The sequence below is a fragment of the Nostoc piscinale CENA21 genome, from assembly GCF_001298445.1.
Lineage (GTDB): Bacteria > Cyanobacteriota > Cyanobacteriia > Cyanobacteriales > Nostocaceae > Nostoc_B > Nostoc_B piscinale_A.
This window is the reverse complement of record NZ_CP012036.1, coordinates 2,071,414-2,088,853: the sequence shown is the minus strand read 5'-3', so window position 1 is coordinate 2,088,853 and position 17,440 is coordinate 2,071,414. Positions and strand designations below refer to the sequence as shown.

At 41.8% G+C, this 17,440-nt stretch carries 9 protein-coding genes and 2 pseudogenes; 4 read left to right on the top strand and 7 right to left on the bottom strand.

The window, feature by feature from the left end:
• Positions 1-370: 370 nt before the first annotated feature.
• The 6 genes and pseudogenes from ACX27_RS09015 to ACX27_RS08990 all read right to left on the bottom strand — a co-directional run bounded on the left by ACX27_RS09015 (position 371) and on the right by ACX27_RS08990 (position 8,521).
• Positions 371-940: a hypothetical protein gene (locus tag ACX27_RS09015; RefSeq protein WP_062291122.1), complete on the bottom strand. Its 570-nt coding sequence runs from the start codon at positions 938-940 to the stop codon at positions 371-373.
• A 212-nt stretch (positions 941-1,152) separates the two neighbouring features.
• The gene (locus ACX27_RS09010; RefSeq protein ID WP_083468703.1) at positions 1,153-1,941 is read right to left on the bottom strand and encodes a DUF928 domain-containing protein; all 789 of its coding nucleotides are present in this window, start codon (positions 1,939-1,941) and stop codon (positions 1,153-1,155) included.
• A pseudogene (locus ACX27_RS09005) lies at positions 1,938-3,858 on the bottom strand (CHASE2 domain-containing protein). The gene ACX27_RS09010 and the pseudogene ACX27_RS09005 overlap by 4 nt, the downstream one beginning before the upstream one ends.
• Before the next feature lie 483 nt (positions 3,859-4,341).
• Entirely contained in the window at positions 4,342-5,769 is a 1,428-nt protein-coding gene (locus ACX27_RS09000) for a DUF1822 family protein (RefSeq protein WP_062291119.1), read from the bottom strand.
• A gap of 9 nt (positions 5,770-5,778) precedes the next feature.
• Positions 5,779-7,554, bottom strand: coding sequence for a hypothetical protein (locus ACX27_RS08995; protein WP_062291116.1), 1,776 nt, complete (start codon positions 7,552-7,554; stop codon positions 5,779-5,781).
• A gap of 415 nt (positions 7,555-7,969) precedes the next feature.
• Positions 7,970-8,521 carry a hypothetical protein gene (locus ACX27_RS08990; protein ID WP_062291113.1) on the bottom strand — a complete coding sequence of 184 codons (552 nt, stop codon included), beginning with the start codon at positions 8,519-8,521 and terminating at the stop codon, positions 7,970-7,972.
• Between the two features lie 477 nt (positions 8,522-8,998).
• On the opposite strand from ACX27_RS08990, the gene ACX27_RS30780 reads away from it, so the two are divergent.
• The 4 genes and pseudogenes from ACX27_RS30780 (at position 8,999) to ACX27_RS08970 (ending at position 16,440) form a co-directional block, all read left to right on the top strand.
• Entirely contained in the window at positions 8,999-9,277 is a 279-nt protein-coding gene (locus tag ACX27_RS30780; protein ID WP_083468702.1) for a mersacidin/lichenicidin family type 2 lantibiotic, read from the top strand.
• Positions 9,278-9,380: 103 nt separating this feature from the next.
• Entirely contained in the window at positions 9,381-12,632 is a 3,252-nt protein-coding gene (locus ACX27_RS08980) for a type 2 lanthipeptide synthetase LanM family protein (protein ID WP_062291110.1), read from the top strand.
• Between the two features lie 60 nt (positions 12,633-12,692).
• Positions 12,693-14,910 (top strand): annotated as a pseudogene (locus tag ACX27_RS08975) (peptidase domain-containing ABC transporter).
• Positions 14,911-14,949: 39 nt separating this feature from the next.
• The gene (locus ACX27_RS08970; protein ID WP_062291107.1) at positions 14,950-16,440 is read left to right on the top strand and encodes an HlyD family secretion protein; all 1,491 of its coding nucleotides are present in this window, start codon (positions 14,950-14,952) and stop codon (positions 16,438-16,440) included.
• Between the two features lie 24 nt (positions 16,441-16,464).
• On the opposite strand, the gene ACX27_RS08965 is transcribed toward ACX27_RS08970, so the two are convergent.
• A complete protein-coding gene (locus ACX27_RS08965; protein ID WP_062291103.1) occupies positions 16,465-17,373 on the bottom strand; it encodes a DUF4351 domain-containing protein in 909 nt (302 codons plus the stop codon).
• Between the last annotated feature and the right edge of the window lie 67 nt (positions 17,374-17,440).

Sequence of the window (17,440 nt, the reverse complement as noted above, 5' to 3'; positions counted from 1 at the left end):
CTTGAAGGTAAGAGTACATTTGCAATCAGATGCAAATTTATTGGTCATTTTTTATTAAGAATGATTTAAGATTGTTGCATATATCTAAGTATACTCAAAAGCAAGATTTGCTAAAAATTACATTTCTTAACATTATTTTAATGTGTACTGCTATTAACAGCATAATAACAAAACATTGCATGATGATTTTGGCTGTAGTTGTGATGTTGAAGAATTCAGGAGTCAGAATTCAGTATCAATTCTGTAGGAAGGCGGGGATGAATAAGAGATGAAACATCCCGCTCAATTTAAAATTGAGCGGTCTCTGTAATAACTAGGGTATTCAGAGTCGTCGTTAATTGATTCTGATTTCTGAATTCTGAGTTCTTGTTCAATACAATAGTCGGTAAGCATTGATCCCTGTGAAGATGGCGACAACAATCCAAGCAATAGCTAAACCAACAACTTCACCTAAAAACAACCGTGTCAACCGGAGTAAAACTATTCCCACAATTGCGCCAATGGGTACAGCCATCGCCCAAGCGATCGCACTCACAAATATCCATTGCCATGACGCAGCTACAGACTTGGGAATAGCTGTCCACTGTGCCGAACCAATAATCAAACCAGCAACAGCACCTAAATTTGTTCCCCAAAATATTCTCAGGGGTAAAGCTGGTGTACTGGGAACAATCCAACCCACAGCACCCACACCGATAGCGGTGATGATTACCCAAGCCAACAAAGTCGCTAACACCCAGCGCCCAGATAAAATCTGATGGCGAATGAGTAAACTTTGGGGAAATGCGATCGCCAAACCACCCAAAGAAGCCTGCGCCACCCCGACATCTGGCTTTTCCCCGACTTCAATCCAACACAAACTGATCAAAAAACCGCCCAAAGTTGCGATCGCCCACTGCAAGATAAAACCAAATTGAGTTTTAGTAGATGTGAAGAACATGAACTTCTCGCCAGTAAAGCACGGTAGAGATTACTATACAGCGCGAGAAAAATCAAAAAAGTTCAAATTGTTAAAAGGGAACAGGGAACAGGAAACAGAGGGAGAAAGAGTTTTGTCTTTCTGCACAGATGTGTTGAGTCATAAATGATTTGCCCGACAAGATATCAATTTTAGATTTTAGATTCAATCCAAAATCTTTTACCTCCTGCCTTCTACCTCCTGCCTCCTGCCATACAACATGAAACAATAGGTTTATTAGCAATCTCTTTTAAACCGACATCACCGAGTAATTTCCGCCAATCTTGCATCAAAGTTTTGCTTTGGGGATTGCGGCGGCGGAGTTGGGCTAATTGGGTTAAAGCATCGTACCAAATGCCATTTTGAGCATACAAAATTACTTGCTGGCGATTCACGGAAGGAGTATGTTGAAATTTGACTCGTTGAATCCAGCCGTTGACATTGATTGATTCATTGTCACCCTGACAATTGATATTTAAGGATAAATACCAATGATAGTTTTTATCCGGTTCTAGTTTAACTGTAGGTGGCAGACTGAGAGCGATCGCTCCTGGTGTTTGCTTAACCGTGAAAGTTGTTTGATAAATTTGCTTGTAATTTCGCTGTTCGCGGCTAGTTTCGTCCCATAATTCTAATTCAGCGCCCTGAATATCTTTGGCCTGGTAAGGAACATAAAACCAGAGTGTCGGAGAGGCGCTAACAGTTAATCCCCAAACATGGCTCATTTTTGGTTCTGATTCTACAGCCGGTACTAAAGCGGTGAGACGCTCTTGAATATCTAGAGCGGCGCAATTGCGACCGTCACGAGTTCCGCCACCTTGGCGATTTCCCGGTGCGCCTCTGGATGATAGGGGTGGTTGATTAAAAATTACCGACGAAATTCTAGCGGGTGTTGACTGAGACTGCTTGATAGGGGATGAATCAACTTCTCCCTGACTCATAGCTAAAACCCATACCAAACCTAATCCTATCAACCTGATCATGATTTCCCTCCTAAACTACGCTTGAAACGAGTTGTGGTCACGTAGGCGATCGCCAAAGCAAATACTGATGGTATGAGGGGGATACAAAGACCACTCAAAAAGAAGCCAAAGCACAGACTAACAAGAATAACAATGGCGATCGCAGCTACAACACGCCGATATAAAACTGAGTCCAATTTCCCAACACATAAACCCCCAATCAGTGACCAAATCCAAATCCAAATCGCATCCCAACCCTGGGGCCAAAAACGGAGTAAAGGGCGTTCTTGTTGCGCGACACTGAGCATTTGACTCACCATTTGGGCGTGAATGACGATACCGGGCATTTTTTTTGTCAACTTCTTTACCAAAGGGCGTAAAAAAGCGATCACCAATTGAGGACGCTGTCACACCAATCAAAATAATCCGATCTTTCACCCATTGGGGCGGCAAATCATTGTTGAGAACTGCTGCTAAGGTTACTTCTCTAGCGACTTTTTGCGAGGAACGATAATTGAGTAAAACTTGATGACCACGCGGATCAATGTTGTGATAAAAACCAGTATGATTTTCCAAAGGCTGAAAAACAGTAGAGCCAAGCTGTAAGTTGCCCTCTAATGTGGCTTGTGGTTTAATGCCTTCAAAATCGAGGTAACGCCGGGCTAATTCGGCACTGAAGGCAAATGAAGACTGACACCGGGAATCTCCTGGATCTATATGCAACAAAGAACGCCGGATTGTGCCATCTGATTCCACTACTAAATCACTAAAACCCACATTGGTTGGCGGACTAGTAGGGGGAGGCGCAACACCAAATTTATCAGTGTTCAACTCTGGTTTGCTAACTTCGCAAGTCGTTACCAGCCGGGAGTTTTTCGGGATGTGGGCGGCTAGTTCGCGGTGTCCGGGTTCGACTGGTAAATCGCGGTAAATATCTAAGCCAATAACTCTAGGTTGATAAGCTTGGAGTTTCTCTAGAGTTTGCAAAATTACGCGATCGCTCAGAGGATACCGCCCTTGCTCTTGAATATCTTGTTCTGTCACTTTGACAATCAAAAGACGCTCATCAATTCCGCCATCTGGTTGTAGGCGCATAAACAAATCAAAAGCCCACAATTCTAGAGGCTGGAGTCCACCTAAAAACCGCAATGTCATGATTAAGCCAGTCGCTAGTAAACTCCGTACCAAGATATCTGGCAAATCTTTCCAGTCTAGCAGCCGGCGGTAATGAGGACGGCTCATCGGCCGCAAATCTTTCCAAGTCGGTGGTACTTGGGCGGGGTTTTGGTAAATCATCGGTAGCCAAGTCGCCCCCGGTAAATCCGTAAATTCCTCTAGTCGTTCTTGGGCGCGGCGCACAGCAGTATATAAAGTTTGTCCCACCGCATATTCCTTCAAGAATTCTTTGAGAAACGATTGGGCGACGACATCGGGGACAATCTCTTGCATGACAATGATCACCGGGACATGTAAATCAGCTAACTGCTGCGCTAGTCCCAAACCTTCACAGGAGTTAAAAACAGCAATCTTTAAGCCTTTTTGCATCGCTTCTCGAAAAGCATGTTTGAATTGCTCAGTTTCGATGCTTTCTCTGTTACTAAGACTAATGCGTCCTCTTTGTTCTATAGTCTGACTATGGCCAGCAAAAAAGAAAATATCCCAGCCTTGAGGATTTCGGAGTTGGGTAATTAATTCTCTCCCTTGGGGTTGATGACAAAAAACTGATTCTGTTTGTGGAAGATTGGCGATCGCCTGACGATCTACTTCTAAATCTAGGTGTTGATGATCACCAAAAATTGCCAGTAACCGGACGCGATCGCGTGGCGTTTGTTGTTGCGGAATTTCCCAAGATTCATATTCTATCGGACTGTAGCTAACACCAACATTTGGATAACTCGCTAGTAAATCCCAGGTATGCCAAGGTAATTTCCATAACATTACTTCCTTGGCTTTAATCGCTAACCGCAGAGTCTCCGGTTGACTAGCTAACTCTTTACTCAACCTTTCCCGAATTTTTTGCCAACCAACTTCCCCCGATGCTTGCAACCATTGGTTGAGGTTGGTTTCTACTTGTCTCATTCTTTGCCAACAGTCAGCCGCAATTTCCCTAGTAGCGCGGTTCGTCGGTAAACTTTCCTCAATTTCCCAACCATCATGGCGGGCGCTCTTAGTGAGATTCCGAAAAGATTGTTGCCACAAAAAATACAAGCCTTCAATCTCCGTATTAGCTCCCAGTCTACCTTCAATTTCCCCCACAGGCGAACCGCCATCTTCCCTCAGTTCTAGGGATACTTCAAACCCTTGAGCAAAATCTCCCCTACCAATTTTGAGAACTGCTACCCTGCCCATCGCTGCTTTCCGGTTAATTTTTTGTCTTACGCAGAGACGCAAAGATTAACACAATAATATCGTCTAATTTGTTCACGCAATAAAAGTCTCACTCACGCTGACTTTATCCAAAGTTATCCGCACCTGGAATTGAGTTCCTGATGGGGGACTAAAACCCAATTGCAGAATTTTATCTTTTCCTGCGCCTTGTTCGTCGCTTCTTGTTTCTGCTTGCAAACGAGTTTCACCGCCAGCAATCACGCTGAGAGTCAGATGTGGTGGTAGTTGATGTTGCTGGTTGATTGGCTGTACTTGTAGCCGCACTGCAATTTTTGATTCTGTTTTGGGACGAATAGTGACAATCAGCGCCATTTGACAACCCGCCAATTGCAGCCCCAAATCAATCAATCTGGCTTTACTGATGCCGGCTTGGGGATGATCAGGGGCGATTTTGCCTAAACTTAAAGCCGCTTCCCAACGGGTTTCTTCATCCTGAGCAACTTGTAACAATTCTACCAACGCCGCGATCGCCTCTGGATGACCGACACCAATTTGTCCTAACACCCCGGCGGCTTGAGCGCGTTCCTTTTCTGGGCGATTGGATTTGAGGAGGCGAATTACTGGAGCGATCGCTTCCACAGAAACTTGCTCTTCCGCACCCCGCACAGCAATAAACTCTGGTGGTGTTAAAACTGCCTCTACAGCTTGCCAAATTTCTGTAATTATGCTGTCAGCCCTCTGTAACCACTGGCGCAAGTTGACGACAGCTAAATGCGTCGGTGATAACCGTTGCTCATAGAGCTTTTGCCGCAACTCTTCATTGACTAGCAATGCTGCCCATTGTTCAAATGTTACCGCTAATCTAGGGGAATATAAATCAGGATTACTGATTTGCGTGCATAAATCTGCCACTACTTCTGTCGATAACTGCGGTGGCGCTGCTGTTTGGGGACGAGAATTGGGTTGGGGCAGGAGAAGCAATTGTGTGATATCTTCCGTCAAGACAGCCTGATTAATATAGTAAGAGCGATCGCCCTGATCATATATCCCCCGACTCTTCAGTTTTTGATAGCTGACATATCCCCACAACCGCAGCCAAGATTGCTCAGGTTCACCTAAATTAATCTGCACAGCCAGATAATAATCTTTTCGCCAGCTAGGAATATCAACCCACTCGCCGGGAACAACAAATTCCTCTAAATCACTCGTTTCACTGGGAATCAAAACTAATCTAATTTCCCCTAAATCAATAGGAGTTCCATTCACAAATTCCCATAGAGAGTTACAAGCATTCGCAGAAAAAATATTGTTGATGTTAATGTGAGCATCTTCTTCTGCTAACCACGCCTCTAACCAAGGTACAAAAGACTTTAAGCACAGATAATTAAGATAAGCTTGACAGCAAGCTGCGGCATTAGTATGAGCTTGAGATTTCTGCCAAGCTTCTTCTTGCAGTTTTGGTGATAACGGCAAGCATATCTGATTCGGATAAATCGTGGCAAGTTTTTGCAAATTCAGCATTTTCCTTCCTCAAGTTCTCTGAATTTCTTGGTAGAGAAAGTTTGTCGATAGCCAATCTTCAATTATTTTCCCAATTTGTTGAATTTCTGTTTTTAGAGAAATACCAAACCTCTTGTCAATTCCCTGGATAAAAGAACGCTGCAACTGCTGTTTAGCTGTGGTAATTGTTTGAGAATCACTATTGGATTTGAGGATTTTTTGAGCATATTTTTGCCATAAAATTTCTTGGTATGGTGATTCTAATTGGGTAAACGATTTTAATAATTCAGCTTGAATTAAATTTTGATAATAGTTTTTCAGCCATGATTTGATATAGTTATTTTGCCATTGCTTGAGTATATTTAAGAAATTGCTCTGTAATTCATCTTCAGCTATAATTAGTTTTTGTGTTACTTCTTCTTGAGTGAGAGATTTATTCTGAGCAATAATTTTAGTTAGCTCAACAATATTGAGTTGCTGACCATATTTAAGTTTGATAATCTGTTGTAAGTCGGGTTCTAAATCGGCGATTGCAGCAATTAATTGAGATGCAATAGGATTAGCTAATAGTTTAAAATTACTAAATTTTTCAGTTAAAAATGTTTTGACATAAGTTGCCGGATTAAATTGTTCACGGGTTAGCTCCTGAAACTTTTCTAATAATGGCGTTTCTATATACTTGGAAATATAGCGCGAGACAGTTCCTTGATGGACGTTCATTCTACTAGCGAACTGTTCTTGAGTTAGCAGCGCCAAGCGATGGGGATAGCATAAAGGCATCACAGCCTGACGGTAAGATGTGGGAATTTGGCTGCGAATTTTAGCTAAATTCTGCTCAATCAGTTCAAGTTCGCTACGTAAAATCAAGTCTACTGCTGCTAAAGATTCTGCTTTTTCTGCCTCTGTTTCTCCGACTTCCCAAAAGTTGAAACTGGCTGTATCTGGCTGTTCATTACTATTAGCATCGTAAGGCACTTCCTTAATTTGCTCCGATTGCTGTAAAGCTTCAATACAGGTATTCATCCATTTTTGAATCATGATTGGTGTGATGGCTGCACCAACGGCGACTTGCAGGGGTGCGCCTGGTTGAAATCTCTGAGAGTTATAATCTTTAGCCGTTTGAACAAAATCTGAAAATTCTGGTTCTGGCCATTTTCCCCCGCCTTTTCTCTGAGGATGGTAGACACGGTTGTTTTTGTAAACAGGAATAAAATATTGCCAAGCAAAAAGATACTGGGAAATTTCTGGTTCTTGTTTACCAGCACTTTGCAATGCTGCTTTCAGGCGTTCGGCTGCGGTTTGCAATTTTCTGCGACTATTAATATCAACATTGCACAACAGATGCCAAGGTGATTCCCAATTGATATGCTCACGAGTAACATTTTTCAGTACCCCTAAGATATAGGTTTTGAGACTTGCACCACTATAGTCATTAGTTTTGTACTTGTTGAAATATTGCTGTAATTTTTCGCGGTTACACAGGTGTTCGTTAGTCAAAGCATATAAATTTTCGGCATAAGCAGCGTAAAACGGCAAACGACACCAATTGCGCCAAATGAGATAACAGCGATCGCGATCGAAGTAAGCTAATAAGTGCCAGTGAGCTAACTTTTTCTCTGTTTCCGGTTGGGAATCATCATTGAGAATTGTGACAAAATAATCCACATAGTCGCTCTCACTCCATTGGGGATGCAACCGCACCAGCTTTTCTATTCTCTCTCGCAAACGATTTTGAATTAACCGTTTGAAGGGAGGATAACCACTAGTTTCTGTAAAGTCATACAAAGTCCAGAATTGATCATTCATTTGCAGAGATTTTCCGCTTAATGTTTAGTAGCTTGCTCCTTGATGGCAAGAAGCTAGTTTAACAGAGCTTTTCAGAACTTACGCACTAGTGACAGAAGACTAAACACAGAAAAGCCAGTGCATTACTTTGGTTGCCAAAGCCACAGCAACTAGCACAACACCAAAAAATCAGAGTTGCAGATGATTTTTGCGTAAGTGTTACTTTTTTAGGAGAACTTGATTTTATTCTTCCATATTATTTTCATGAAAGAGGCAACAATTTTGTGATTAGTAGTATTATGAACTGACAATATCAACCAAAATTGTCACCATTCAAGAAGTATGGAAAGAATGAGGGTTACAGGTTTTAGCCAGATGATTTAGCCTGTTCCCCTCAAATTTATCAGCTTGATAATTAGCTTTTGAGACTCACCGTCTACAGTGGTGCGATAACAGGGAAATCAATTCCACTGAATGCAGGGTTTTGTGTGGTGTTAGTTCTCTGCATAGTTACCACGAATGAGTAAAGTCTGTCCAAACCTACATCGTGGATCAGATCCACAGATCGGGTTGTATTATCTATTATGTTGAACCCATTAGAACTCCATGTACCGCCGACTGTCGTTAAACCAGTAGCGTCTCGATAGGTAAGGTTTACCTTAATTTCCGATGCCGTTCCAATTCCATCACTATCTCGATAATAGACTCGGTATCTGGAGATATCGTTGTCGTTAGAAAAATCGACTACTGTGTTAGCGTTAATTGGCAGTGGACAGTAAAGGGTGACTGTACCAGTAGCAGAACCATTAAACACATAAGCTCCATTAGAGAGGACAACTGACGCATCCGCACTGTCACTATTTGGACGGCAAGCAGTGGCGGGAATGGTTGTAGCTGTTATATCCCGATCATTAGCTAACGCAGCACTAGGAACAATTAAAGACGCGGCAATGGTGGCGGCTGCTAGGAAGTTTTTTGAAATAAACATAAGAAATCCTTTGACTAGTTATTGTTATTTGGGGTTTGAACCCTTTGATTTGGTTATTGGGATAGGATTTGCTAATTTATGCACTTCCAGTTGAGAAAAGCACTTTGTAAAGGATTGTTAACAATAAAAATAATCCCTACAAACCAGTCAGGATAAGAATTTCAGCAGTTTGATTGGCTAAAAAAACATTTATTAATCAGGGATAAGTACATAAATCAAAAAAGCCTATCCCATTAACTCTAATGAAAGGGTTCAAACGCAACGATGTAAAGGAAGCGAGTTAAATTCACTGTCGCTCATCACATCATTAAGTAAACACTCTTTTAAGCAGTAAAAAGTAAGAAGTAAAAAGTAAAAAGATAATCACCATCAATAAATTTAGTGATAATTATTCTTTTTCTTTATTTTGCTTTTTAGTTTTTTACTTTTGCCTTGTTCATTCAACAATTTACATCATTTAAATTAAGGAGAAAAATCATGTCTAACTTTGACATTATTCGCGCTTGGAAAGATGAAGACTACCGCAATAGCTTGAGTGATGAACAACGTTCTCAATTACCTCAAAACCCAGCAGGAATGGTCGAATTAACAAATACCAGCATGGAAACTGTTGTAGGTGGTAATCAACAACTCGCCACCGGAGGAACAGTTGGTCTGAAAAAACAAACTATCACTGTTTCTATTGATGTTTGTTGCTCAACAGGTGACTTGCCTTGTAATGGTAAGACCCAAGACCTACTCTGCATAGTCTACTAAATCATAGCTACTTCTGAATAGGCTATAAGAATGCGCCCATATTAATTTATGGGTGCGTCAAATTCCAAGCATAAATTATTATCTTGCTACCTATTATAAAGTTATGAATCAATCATTCTTTAAATCATCAAATTGGTATTCTGCTAATACTCTAAATGAACGTATTTCATCATTATATACTTGTAAATATGCGATACCAACAATTAATACTAAACTTGCCCAGCAGCGAATCCAAAAATGGCGATCACAGTTTCCATTACCCATCGAACCTTATTTTCAACAACGCTTAAAAATAGATGGGATAACTGAGCAAGAATTTTTATACCTGCTTGGTGAATCAATTGAGAGTGTGTGCCAACGTCAATCTGTTACCCCAAAATGGTTAACAGACTTAATTAGTGCATTTTCTAGTTCTCATAGCGAAGTATCAAGACATCTGCCTCAGATATTCCACAAAGAGGCGATGTTTGGATTCTGCTATGTAATTGAGCCACTGATTCACCAAGCACTTGAGAGGGTAAATCACGAAGTCCAAGAACTTGTTGAATCAGAAATTTTTCTTCCTTTTAATAGGGGAAACATTGCAGATATTCTTTGTACATATTTACCATCACAATTGCTGAGAATACTAAACCGCACGATGGTATTAGAACTCAATGTTGCCCGCCTAAACGGGCTGCTCAAAGGCAATACCCCAGATGAACGATTTAACAGTTTTGTAGAGCAACTACGCCAACCAGATGTAGCTCTTGCCATCTTACAAGAGTATCCAATTCTTGCTCGTCAAGTTACTATTTGTCTCAATAATTGGGTTAATTTTAGTTTGGAATTTCTGCATCATTTGTGTAACGACTGGCAGAAAATTCAAACAATTTTTAGTCCTGATAATGATTTGGGTGTTCTGGTTGCTATTGATGGCAATGTAGGAGACAAACATCGAAAAGGGCGGTCAGTTTTGATTGCTAAATTTAGCTCAGGATTACAGATAGTTTACAAGCCAAAATCACTAGCTGTTGATGTTCATTTTCAAGAATTTCTCACTTGGCTCAATCAACGGGGTGATCATCCACCATTCCAAACATTAAAAATACTTGACTGTGGAACTTATGGATGGGTGGAATTTGTGAGTGCTAAAAGTTGCTCTTCCACAGAAGAAATTTGGCGTTTTTATGAAAGACAAGGTGGTTATCTCGCACTCTTGTACCTCTTAGAAGCCACTGATTTTCACTCTGAGAATATCATTGCGGCTGGTGAACACCCGATTTTGCTTGACTTAGAGGCGCTTTTTCATCAACGTGTTGGTGGTTTAGATGAGACAAAAGCCAAACAGCGTGTTATCAGTACTTTTAGTAACTCTGTTTTTTCAACGGGGTTATTACCTTATCGAACTTGGTCAAACGCAGAATCAGAAGGGGTTGATATTAGTGGATTGGGTGCGTCGGCTGGACAAATGATTCCCTATGAAGTTCCTAAATGGGAAGGAGTCGGGACAGATGAGATGCACTTAGTTCGCCAAAAGCAAGAAATACCAAAAAGACATAACAGACCAATTTTGAACGGTAGGGATGTTAATTTACTGGACTATGCAGATGCTATAGTTCAGGGATTTACGCAGATTTATCAGTTACTGCTGAAACACCGTGATGAGTTGTTGTCAGATCAGGGGCCACTGTCGCGCTTTGCTGAGGATGAAGTGCGGATTGTCATTCGAGCAACATCAACTTATAGCCTGTTGCTTTATGAAGGCTTTCATCCTGATATGCTGCGGAATGCGCTGGAACGCGATCGCCTATTTGACCGTCTCTGGTCGGGAATTGAAACTGACCCCCAGTTGATCAAGATTATCCCTACTGAGCGCGATGACTTACAAAATGGTGACATTCCCATGTTTCTCACCAGTCCCAATTCACGCGATTTGTGGACTAGTTCAGGTGAAAGAATTGTTAACTATTTTGATAAATCGGGTGCAACTCTTGTCCAAGAACGCACACAACAACTTTCTTCCGCCGATTTAGAAAAGCAGCTTTGGGTGATTCGCGCCTCTCTGGCGACATCTACGATGGGAGCAGACCGCCAGGGATCAAGATGGCCAGCTTATTCCTTGAGAGAACCTCAGACAATCATAAATCCAATATCTCTATTAGCGGCAGCACGGGCAATAGGCGATCGCTTAGAAACACTCGCATTTCATGGTGAAACTGATATCTCCTGGATTGGTATCACAGTTACCGAAAAAGGTAGCTGGACTCTCGCTCCAGTGGGAATGGATGTTTACGACGGAGTGTCGGGAATTGCACTTTTCCTGGCTTATCTAGGAACGGTCACAGGAGAGGAACGGTACATCAAGTTAGCACAATCCGCTTTGACAACACTGCAACTGCAAATAGAAGAAGGACAAGCATACCTCAAATCAATTGGCGGCTTTAATGGCTGGGGAGGAATGATTTACACTTTCACTCATCTGGCTAAATTGTGGAACAAACCAGACTTATTGGCTGAAGCTGAAAAGTTAGTTGAATTTTGCTCAGATTTGATTGAGCAAGACGAAATGCTTGACATTATTGGTGGTACTGCGGGATATTTAGCCAGCTTAATCGGCTTATATCAATGCCAGCCTTCATCACGCACTCTTGCTGCTGCTATTAAATGTGGAGAACACTTGCTTGCGAAAGCGCAACCCATGAAATATGGCATTGGTTGGGTCAATCATCATATAGGAGAAAAACCCTTAACAGGCTTCTCTCATGGTAATGCTGGTATTGCTTGGACACTTCTAGAACTCGCCGCGCTCACTGGCGAATATCGTTTTCGGACAGCAGCACTAGCAGCTATTAACTATGAGCGCAGTCTTTTCTGCCAGAAGGTGGAGAATTGGCCTGATTTACGCAAATTCTCCCAGAAAATTTCGGGAAATCAAGACAATAGTTTTACTTGTATGACAGCCTGGTGTCATGGCGCACCTGGCATTGGCTTGGCTCGATTACTTTCTTTGCCATACATTGATGATGCAGAAATCCGTTTTGAAATTAATACAGCCCTAAAAACCACCATAACCCAGGGTTTTGGTCACAATCATTCCCTCTGTCACGGAGATTTAGGCAATCTAGAACTGCTGTTGCAAGCCAGTCTAACTCTTGATGATTCGCAGTGGAAAACTCAAGTCGATCGCTTTGCTGCTGCCATTCTTGAAGGTATCAATCAACACGGCTGGCTATGTGGTGTTCCTTTGGGAGTTGAGACACCAGGACTAATGACGGGACTAGCAGGTATTGGTTATGAATTACTGCGCCTCGCTGCACCAGAGATTGTTCCTTCAGTTTTGGGACTAGAAGCACCCAAGGCTAATATCTTGTGAAATTACTTAGAACACATCTATCCCATCGGCGTTTATCGGCGTACATCGGCGGTTTAATTCATGAAATACCACTTAATTCAACAACATAGCGAAGAAGACTGCGGCGCTGCCAGTCTTGCAACAGTAGCTAAACATTATGGTAAAACCTTTAGCATGACTCGTTGTCGGGAAGCTGTCGGGACAGGACAGCGAGGAAGCACTTTATTAGGATTGAAACAAGGCGCAGAAATTCTGGGTTTCAATGCAAGGGCTGTCAAAGTACCTCTGGAGACTTTCAACGAAATCACCCTTCCTTTACCCGCGATTATCCACTGGAAAGGCTATCATTGGGTGGTTTTCTACGGACAACAAGGTAATAAATACGTTGTTGCTGACCCAGGTGCAGGTATCCGTTATCTAGAAAAAAAGTGGTTGTTAGAGGCATGGACAAACGGAGTTATGCTGCTGCTGGAACCAGATCCAGTGCGCTTTTTTACCCAGGAAGATGAATCAGAGAAAATTGGCGGTTTTGGTCGTTTTTTTGCGGCGTGTTGCCCCTTATCGTGGCATTCTGAGTCAAACCTTATTAATCAACTCGGTTTTAGGTTTACTTTCCCTTGCTTCGCCCTTTTTGTTGCAAATTCTCACTGATGATGTGCTGGTGCGGGGAGATACCCAACTGTTAACTAGTGTTGCCATTGCTGTGATTGTGATGCACTTAGTTAGTAGTAGTCTGCGATTAGCACAATCAAATTTGGTCGCCCATTTTTCGCAACAGTTACAACTAGGATTAATTTTAGAATTTGGCAGGCAGATTTTACGCTTACCTTTAAGTTACTATGAATCTCGACGCAGTGGTGAAATTGTCAGTCGCCTAGAAGATATTCAACAAATTAACCAATTAATTTCGCAATTTGTTGTCAGTCTACCAAGCCAATTTTTTATTGCTTTAGTATCTTTATGTTTCATGCTGTTTTACAGTATTAAACTTACAGTTGTGGCTGGAGCGATCGCGCTAGTTATGACCTTATCTACCGTGGTTTTCTTGCCCACATTACAGCAAAAAATCCGCAGTGTTTTAGTTTTATCTGCCGAAAATCAAGGTGTTTTGGTAGAAACATTTAAAGGTGCTATTACCCTAAAAACTACTACTGCGGCTCCGCAATTCTGGGAAGAATTTCAAAGTCGATTTAGTCGTCTTGCTAATTTGACTTTCCGTACTATGCAAATTGGAATTGTTAACGGTATATTTTCTAATTTAGTATCTAGCGTTGGCAGTATTACTTTAATTTGGTTCGGTAGCAGTTTAGTCATTCAGCAAGAATTATCAATTGGGATGCTCTTAGCTTTTAATAGTATGAATGGCAACTTTACCAGTTTTATTCAAACTGCGATCGATTTTGTTGATGAATTTACCCGTGCTAAAACTGCTACCCAACGGCTCACAGAAGTTATTGACGCGACTCCAGAAATTTTAGACCACAATCAAAAGCCTTGGGTAAACATTCCTGGTAATGCAGATATCACTTGTACCAACCTCAACTTTCATCATCCTGGTAGAGTTGAACTACTGCAAGATTTCTCGCTGACGATTCCTGGGGGTCAGATAATTGCTTTGATTGGTAAATCTGGTTGTGGTAAAAGCACTCTGGCAAAATTGATTGCAGGTTTATATCAACTCCAGTCGGGTAATATTCGTTTTGGTATTTATAATTTAGAGGATCTTTCTTTAGACTGTCTCCGCCAACAAGTGGTGCTAGTACCGCAAGATGCACACTTTTGGAGTCGGTCAATTATGGAAAATTTTCGTTTAGGTTCACCTCACATTAGCTTTGAGCAGATTGTCAAAGCTTGTCAAATTGCTGGGGCTGATGAGTTTATTAGCAATCTCCCCGATAAATATCAAACAGTATTAGGGGAATTTGGGGCAAATCTTTCTGGTGGACAACGGCAGAGGTTAGCTATTGCGAGAGCGATTGTGAATAACCCGCCAGTTTTAATTTTAGATGAATCTACTAGCGCACTCGACCCAGTGAGTGAAGCTCAAGTATTAAATCAATTGCTAACTCACCGTCAAGGTCAAACCACTATTTTAATTAGTCACCGTCCCAAGGTTATTCAGCAAGCTGATTGGATTGTGATGTTGGAACAAGGAAAATTAAAAATTCAAGGTTCTCCAGAGGCTTTGTGTCATCAAGCTGGTGAGCATTTAGATTTTCTTGATGCTGGGAATTTATCAGTCAGCAAAAATTCTTGTCACTGTTATCCGAAAGCAAGTTTCCGCAGCAGCATTCGCTAATCTCTATCGTACTCAGCACTCTTCATCAGAAATACTTTTATGCTTAGTCAGTTTAATGCAGACTCTTTGCCCCCAGTGGAAAAAAATGAATTTCTGCCACCGTTGAGTAATTGGGTGAGAATCGGCAGTTTGATACTTGTTAGTGCGGTGGGGGGAGCGATCGCTTTATCCTCGATCATCGAATATAGAATAACTGTGCCAGGACAGGCGATCGTCCGACCTACGGGAGAATTGCGGCTTGTTCAAGCAGCGATGAATGGGCAGATAACCAATGTTTTGGTTAAAGAAAATCAGGCAGTGAATCAAGGAGATGTGCTGGCGACAATTGATGATTCCCGCCTGCAAACTCAAAAAAGCCAACTGCAAGGCAACATCCAACAGGCGCAATTACAATTACAACAAATTGATGCTCAAATTCAAGCTCTCCATCGCCAAATTCAAGCAGAAACTGAGCGCAAAAACCGTTTAGTGAGTTCGGCGCAAGCTGGATTCAATCGCGCTCAACGCAACTATCGAGAACAGAAAATTAGCGTCCAAGCAGAAGTAGCAGCAGCCCAGGCGAATTTAAACAGAGCGCAAAATGAATGGTACAAAGCCCAGATAGAATTACGTGCGGCTGATGCTCAGTTGAAGTCAACAAAAATAGCCATGAGTGCGGCGGAAGCTAAACTCAATCGCTATCAAAAAATAGTTCAAGCGGGTGTTTTGTCTTTGAATCAATTAGAAGAAGTGCAGTTAGATGTGGCTCAACAAAAACAAGCGATTGAGATGCGACAAGCGGAGGTAGAAGCACAAAAGCAAATTATTGCCCAGCAACAACAAACTGTAATTGCTGAACAAGCCAAACTCCGCCGCGCTCAAGCAGCCCTCAATCCGATTGATGCTGAAGTAGCGATCGCACAAGAGACGATTGCTCAAGAAATTGCTGGTGGACAAGCTACTCTCGCTACCCTCAACCGTGAATTGCAAGCTTTGTTGCAACAGCAACTACAAATGAAAAATCAGATCCAGCGCGACACTAGGGAACTACAACAAGTGATCATGGATCTCAGCCAAACTAAAATTACAGCCAGCGAAACCGGGATTCTCACGCAACTCAATCTGCGAAATCCTGGTCAATCAGTGCGTCAGGGTGAGGAAATTGCTCAAATTGTTCCTAGCAATGCTCCTTTAGTCATCAAAGCTGCCGTTGCCCCTGATGATGTCAGTAAATTAGCCAAAAATCAAGAAGTCCAGATGCGGGTGTCTGCCTGTCCTTATCCCGATTACGGTACTCTTAAAGGTGTTGTTAGTCAAATTTCTGAAGATACTATCAAACCTTCAGGAAATCAAATTGTTTCTACTGTTGCCAATAATCCTGTTTCTGCTGTTTACGAGGTGACAATCATCCCCAACAGTTTTAGTTTTGGTAGAAACCAGCATCTATGTCATATTCAACCAGGAATGCAAGGCAGAGCTGATATTATTTCCCAAAAAGAAACAGTTTTGAAATTTTTGCTCAGGAAAGCTCGGTTAATTGCCGATGTTTAACCGCCGAAGTCCGCAGAGTGTTTGTTAAGGAAGGTTCTGAAGAAATTCATCTACAGAGTTGACAGCGATCGCCGCAGCCATTAAATTTTCTAGTTGTTCAATGCTCTGATCTTCCAGCCTGTCTTGTACTTCTTGGGGAATTGCACCGAAACGCAGTTGCAATACCTGTATTAACTGTCTTCTCGCACCTTGCTGTAGTCCTTGCTGTAGTCCTTGCTGTACACCTTGTTGTAGTCCTTGCTGTACACCTTGTTGTATTCCTTTTTGTAGTCCTTCTGTAAGAATTTCTTGATACCAAGGTGATTCACGTAATACTGTCATATCCCACCTCATAATTTGTTGGACTAAAGGTATGTCTAGTACAAAACTAGCAAAAAATGCTAACAATGGTTCTAACTGATTAAATTGTTCTGAGGTTCGTAGTTGTTGTAATGCACGTTGTACAAATGATGTTTCTGCACCACCTCGTAAAATCGGCACAAATGGCAATAGTGAGGGTAATGGTTGGCTAAACACAATCTCTGCGTCTACTTCCCACAAGTTAATCACGTGATAGTCTTGAATTACTCTTAGTCCCAAAAACTCGGATTGGTAACTACTAACAACGGTGATGGTGGATGGAGGAGGCAAGATATTGATGAGTACTGGATAGATTGGTAGTTGATATTTTTCTTCTGCTAAGGCTGCATAAGCCCTCATCCGGAGAGGCATATTTTTTGGGTAACGCAACTGCAACTCATTGAGAATTAAAAAGTCTCCACAGGCTTCGCTGTATGCTTTGATTAGCACATCTGTTTCCCGACTAATCCATTGAAACTCAGCACTCAGAATTTCCTGAGCTACGACATCGGGAAGTTGTGTTACCCATTGCGCCCAAGCATCGGGCGCGAGGCTAATTAATCTTTTACTGCCTGTATCTGCTGCTTTTGCCACGGGATAATTTTTAAGTTTAATTGTTATGAGTAATCATCATATATAGCAGAAGGCAGGAGGCAGAAGG